Origin of the sequence: Nocardioides sp. (genome assembly GCF_016462705.1) — a bacterium.
Lineage (GTDB): Bacteria > Actinomycetota > Actinomycetes > Propionibacteriales > Nocardioidaceae > Nocardioides.
On the sequence record NZ_JAEMSS010000251.1, the window covers coordinates 1 to 4,815 of the forward strand.

At 72.5% G+C, this 4,815-nt stretch carries 8 protein-coding genes; 5 read left to right on the forward strand and 3 right to left on the reverse strand.

Annotated features, from left to right (window positions below; genetic code table 11):
• A partial coding sequence (locus JHD21_RS20670; RefSeq protein ID WP_292679238.1) for a histidinol-phosphate transaminase occupies positions 1–863 on the reverse strand: 863 nt, incomplete at its 3' end.
• A 193-nt stretch (positions 864–1,056) separates the two neighbouring features.
• On the opposite strand from JHD21_RS20670, the gene JHD21_RS20675 reads away from it, so the two are divergent.
• Positions 1,057–1,212 carry a hypothetical protein gene (locus JHD21_RS20675; protein WP_292679240.1) on the forward strand — a complete coding sequence of 52 codons (156 nt, stop codon included), beginning with the start codon at positions 1,057–1,059 and terminating at the stop codon, positions 1,210–1,212.
• Here JHD21_RS20675 and JHD21_RS20680 read toward each other — a convergent pair.
• Together JHD21_RS20680 and JHD21_RS20685 are read right to left on the reverse strand one after the other, a co-directional pair.
• A complete protein-coding gene (locus JHD21_RS20680; RefSeq protein WP_292679243.1) occupies positions 1,190–1,777 on the reverse strand; it encodes a VanZ family protein in 588 nt (195 codons plus the stop codon). The two genes, JHD21_RS20675 and JHD21_RS20680, sit on opposite strands and share 23 nt — an antisense overlap.
• Positions 1,778–1,838: 61 nt before the next feature.
• Entirely contained in the window at positions 1,839–2,723 is an 885-nt protein-coding gene (locus tag JHD21_RS20685) for an arginine deiminase family protein (RefSeq protein WP_292679246.1), read from the reverse strand.
• Between the two features lie 140 nt (positions 2,724–2,863).
• On the opposite strand from JHD21_RS20685, the gene JHD21_RS20690 reads away from it, so the two are divergent.
• The 4 genes from JHD21_RS20690 to JHD21_RS20705 form a co-directional block, all read left to right on the forward strand.
• On the forward strand, positions 2,864–3,565 hold the full coding sequence (locus tag JHD21_RS20690) for a GntR family transcriptional regulator (protein WP_292679251.1): 702 nt from the start codon (positions 2,864–2,866) through the stop codon (positions 3,563–3,565).
• A gap of 4 nt (positions 3,566–3,569) precedes the next feature.
• The gene (locus tag JHD21_RS20695) at positions 3,570–3,959 is read left to right on the forward strand and encodes a phage holin family protein (protein ID WP_292679254.1); all 390 of its coding nucleotides are present in this window, start codon (positions 3,570–3,572) and stop codon (positions 3,957–3,959) included.
• Between the two features lie 56 nt (positions 3,960–4,015).
• Positions 4,016–4,474 (forward strand): low molecular weight protein-tyrosine-phosphatase, encoded by a 459-nt coding sequence (locus tag JHD21_RS20700; RefSeq protein WP_292679259.1) that lies wholly within the window; start codon positions 4,016–4,018, stop codon positions 4,472–4,474.
• Positions 4,471–4,815: fructosamine kinase family protein (locus JHD21_RS20705; RefSeq protein WP_292679256.1), on the forward strand; the 345-nt coding region annotated here is incomplete at its 3' end. The genes JHD21_RS20700 and JHD21_RS20705, both read left to right, overlap by 4 nt.

Genomic DNA, 4,815 nt, shown 5'->3' on the forward strand with positions numbered 1-4,815 from the left:
CCCCCCGCCACGCGATCCCGCTCCGCGACCAGTGCGTCGACGCGCTCGAACAGCTCGGCCTCGGCGGCCAGCGAGGCGATCGCCGCGGCCTGGGCGACCGCGGAGACGCCGAAGGGCAGCGACACCGCGCGCAGGGCTGCGGCGATCTCCGGGCCGCCGACCGCGTAGCCGACCCGCAGCCCCGCCAGCCCGTAGGCCTTGGAGAAGGTCCGGAACAGCACCACGTTGGGGTGCCGGGCCTGCGTCGCGAGACCGTCGACCGCGTCGTCCATCCGCACGAACTCGACGTACGCCTCGTCGACGACCGCGACGACGTGCGGCGGGACCTTGGCGAGGAACGCGTCGAGCTCGGTCTGCGTGACGGCCGGGCCCGTCGGGTTGTTGGGCGTGCAGACCATCACGACCCTGGTCCGGTCGGTGAACGCGTCCGCCATGGCGTCGAGGTCGTGCCGGCCGTCGGTCGTGACGGGCACCGGCACCGAGGTCGCAGCGGCGGCGGCCACCGCGATCGGGTAGGCCTCGAAGGACCGCCACGCGTGCACGACCTCGTCGCCGGGCTCGCAGTAGGCCGCCAGGAGCTGGTAGATCAGTGCCACGGACCCGGTCGCGGCCGCCAGGTTGTCGGCCGGGACGTGCAGCCGGGCCGAGAGCGCGTCGTACAACGCGCTGCTGCCCATGTCGGGGTAGCGGTTCATCGTCTCGACCGCGCGGGTCGCCGCCTCCACGACACCGGGCAGCGGTGGGTAGGGGTTCTCGTTGGAGCTCAGCTTGTAGGCCGTCAGCCCCGGCCGGGCGACGGGCGGTTTGCCGGGGACGTAGGCCGGGATCGTCGTGACGTTGGGGCGTGGGCGGGGACCGGTCACCGGTCCACCGTAGGACCTCCGCCCACTGCGTACCGGAGCAGCACGACGCCGTTGCCGAAGGCCCGGCTGGTGAGCCTCAGCTGGTCGACCGGCAGGACTCATCGGGGAGACCTTTCCACCGTCCACGAGCGGGTGGGCAGCGTCACGTCCGAAAACCATTGGAACGATCCAATTCGAGGTCCACACTGGAGTCATGAACACCGCAACCCTCGAGCTCAGCGAGCTCCACGACCGCTACGTGGCGGCCATCAACGGCGCGGTTGCCGATGGCAACGACGTCCTGGTCGCGCAGCTCGCGGCCGAGTACGACGACGAGGCGCTCGACCTCATCGCGCGCTCGGCCGCCTGACCCCGCCGCTGACCTCCCGGCTCCGCCACGGGCGGAGCACCAGGGCCAGCACGACGCCGAGCAGGACGCCGATCGCGGCTCCCGTGACGTTGTCGATCATGTCGGTGACGTCGCAGGCCCGGTCCAGCCGAGCCAACGCCAGCTGCGTGATCTCGATGAGGACCGAGTAGCCGGCCAGCAGGGCGAACCCGATCGGCACGGTCACCCACGCCGACCGCCGCCAACGCGCGGCGACCAGGACCAGCAGGGCCCCGCTCGGGACGAACACGACCATGTTGAGCAGCCGCTGGCCACCGGGGAGGATCCAGAAGCCGTCGGGAGCCGGACCTCCGATGTCCCACGAGCAGTAGTCGAGTCGCCCCTCGGCGGAGACGATGCCGGGCGCGCCGTTCGCGGGAAGCAGCGTCACCAGTGCCAGCCCGATCAGGGACCAGACGAACAGGCCCAGGCTCGCCGCCCACGTCCACCCGGTGCGGCGGCGTACCGCGAGGGCCAGACCCAGGCACGCGAGGCCGCTGAGCACCGCCCCGAGCAGCATGACCCCCACGCCGCCCACCGGGAACATGGCTCAAACGCTACGTGGCGCCCGGCCGCCGGCTCCCCCCACGGTGCCGGCGGCCGGACTGTCAGACCGGCGGGAGGGTGACCCGGCCGCCGTCGACCGGCGCCAGGTCCCGCCCGACGGTGATGTCCACGGGGTTGGTGAGACAGCGGATCGAGCCGCCGCCCTTGTGGAACTCGGTCACGTCGACGAGCTCGACGGCGAAGCCCCAGTCCTCGAGCTGCTCGCGGACCCGGTCGGGGCACGCCGGCATCACGATCGTCGACCCGATGACGATGGAGTTCGTCGCGAACGACGCCAGCTCCTCGTCCTCGGTGAGCACCAGCGGCTCGGGCACCAGGTCGAGCAGCGCCTCGGCCGAGGCGGGGTCCAGCGCCGACGGGGCGACCAGGGCGCGGCGGTCGTCCAGCGGGCAGAACGCCAGGTCGAAGTGGTACATCGACGGGTGCACGATGCGGAAGCCGCGGACCGAGACACCGAGATCGTTCGCGAGGTGCTTGAGGGCCAGCTCGTCGGTGCGCGGGCCGTAGCCGACCAGCAGCTCGCCCCCGAACGGGAACGCGTCTCCGGCCTCGAAGTGCGCGCCGACGCCGTCCCGACCGACGTACGACGTGGTGAACCCGCGGCCCGCGAACCAGGGCTGCGCCGAGGCCGACTCCATCCGGCGCTGGGCGTAGCGCATGTGCGACATCACGACGTGGGGGCCGTGCGGCCGGACCAGGCCGAGCCCGAGGTTCATCGCGTAGACCATGTCGGGCGCGTCCGGACGCTGCTCGAGGACGTCGACCCGGCCACCGAGGCGCTCGATGGTCGACCGCAGGGTCTGCCACTCGTGCATGGCGAGCGCCGGGTCGGGCTGGTCGGTGACGTGCATGTAGGGGTTGATCTCGTAGTCGACGCGGAAGTGCGTCGGCTCGACCATCACGTAGTGCCTGCCCCAGCTCAGCATTCGCCAGTCCTCCCTCATCGGTCTAGGATTGTCAGACAATCTGACAGAGGCCCAGTGTGGGGCACCGTCCTCGGACGCGCAAGCCGGCGCCCGGGACGGAGGGCCGGTATGCGGGGGGCGGGATGGGGGACACTGTGCACGTGTCGCAGCCGGCCGTACCCGACGTGGCGTTCGGGACCCTGCACGTCGAGCACTCCTCGACGGTGGACCGGGTCGCCGCCGAGCTGCGCCGCGCCGTGTTCGACGGCGAGCTCGAGTCGGGTACGCCGCTGCGCGAGGTCGCGCTCGCCGCGTCGCTGGGGGTGTCCCGCCCGACCGTGCGCGAGGCGCTGACCGTCCTGGTCGCCGAGGGGCTGGCCACCCGCGAGCCCAACCGCGGCGTCTCGGTCGCCAGCCCGGAGGCCGACTCGGTGCACGACGTCTGCTGCGCCCGGTTGGTCCTCGAGGGCGCGGGGATCCGGGCCTGGGCCGACGCCACCGACGAGCAGCGCGCCGAGGTGCGCGAGACCCTGGCCGCCTACATCGGCGCGATCGAGTCCGACGCGTCCTACCAGGAGCTCAACGAGCGGCACCTCGCCTTCCACACCTCGCTGGTCGGGCTCACCGGCTCGCCCCGGCTGGTCGCCATGCAGCAGAACCTGGTGCTGGAGCTCAGGCTCGCGCTGGCGCAGGTCGACCGGCTGCGCCGCAACGCCCACGACCAGGCCGGCACCCACGCGGCGCTGGTCCGGCTGCTGGAGGAGGGCCGCCTCGACGCGGCGTACGACTTCCTCGTCGTCCACCTCGAGGACGCCGAGCGCGACATCGCCGAGGCGCTCGGTCTCCCAGACCTGCCAGACTGACCGCATGCGCTTCCTGAGCTGGCTGGTCACCACCGCGATCGCGGTCGCGGTGGCGGCCTGGCTGATCGACGGGATCCGGTTCACCGGCCCGCGTCAGTGGCCGGACGAGTTCACCGAGAAGCTCGTGCCGCTGCTGCTGGTGGCGCTGATCCTCGGCGTCGTCAGCTCGTTCGTGAAGCCGATCCTCACGATCCTGTCGATCCCGTTCATCATCGTGACGCTCGGGCTGTTCCTGCTGGTGATCAACGCCGCGATGCTCCGGCTCACCAGCTGGCTGGCCGGCGAGCTCGACATCGGGTTCAGGGTGACCGGCTGGTGGCCGGCGATCGGCGGGGCCATCGTCATCACCCTGACGACCTGGGTCGTCGACGGCATCATCGGTGAGAAGTCCTGAGCCAGCCCAGCACTGAGCTGCCCCCGCCGCGGCGGCCGGGCGAGTACGCCGTCGCGCTGGTCTGCCTCGGCAACATCTGCCGGTCGCCGATGGCCGACGTCGTCCTCGGCGAGCACGTGGAGCGGGCGGGGCTGTCGGGTCAGGTGACCGTCAACAGCTGCGGAACCGGGGACTGGCACATCGGGCAGCCGATGGACCAGCGGGCCGCGGCGACGCTCGCGGCGGCCGGCTTCGACCCGACCCGGCACCGGGCTCGGCTGTTCGACCCCGGCTGGCTCGAGCGGCACGACCTGGTCCTCGCGATGGACGAGCAGAACCTCGCCGACGTGCTGGCCGCCGCGACCTCCGCGCACCAGGGGCGGGTGCGGCTGTTCCGGGACTTCGATCCCATCGGAACCGGTGGCGAGGTGCCCGACCCGTACTACGGTGGGAACGCGGGGTTCGAGGAGGTGCTGGCCATGGTCGAGCGGACGTCGGCCGCGCTGGTCTCCGCGCTGCAGCAGGACCTGTCGTGACCCGCCAGCCCAACCTGGCCCAGCACGCCGAGGGCCTGCTCGGGCACGCGGTCGTGGCCACCGCCCCGGTGGCCGGCGGTGACACCGCCACCGCGACGAAGCTGCGGCTCTCCGACGGGACCACGGCCATCATGAAGACCGTCGCGCACGCGCCCGAGGGGTTCTTCGCCGCCGAGGCCCACGGCCTCCGCTGGCTGGGCGAGGCGACCGCCGGCGGTGGGGTCGCCGTACCCGACGTGCTCGCCGTGGACGAGGGCTGCCTCATCCTGCGCTGGGTCGAGCCGGGCAAGGCGACCGCCGACGTCGCCGGGTCGTTCGGCCAGGCCCTGGCCGCCACGCAC

What these genes read in the sequence shown, in the direction of transcription:
- JHD21_RS20695 (WP_292679254.1), top strand. Translation starts at nt 3,570, where the DNA reads ATGCGCTTCCTGAGCTGGCTGGTCACCACCGCGATCGCGGTCGCGGTG.
- JHD21_RS20680 (WP_292679243.1), bottom strand. Translation starts at nt 1,777, where the DNA reads ATGTTCCCGGTGGGCGGCGTGGGGGTCATGCTGCTCGGGGCGGTGCTC.
- JHD21_RS20675 (WP_292679240.1), top strand. Translation starts at nt 1,057, where the DNA reads ATGAACACCGCAACCCTCGAGCTCAGCGAGCTCCACGACCGCTACGTG.
- JHD21_RS20685 (WP_292679246.1), bottom strand. Translation starts at nt 2,723, where the DNA reads ATGCTGAGCTGGGGCAGGCACTACGTGATGGTCGAGCCGACGCACTTC.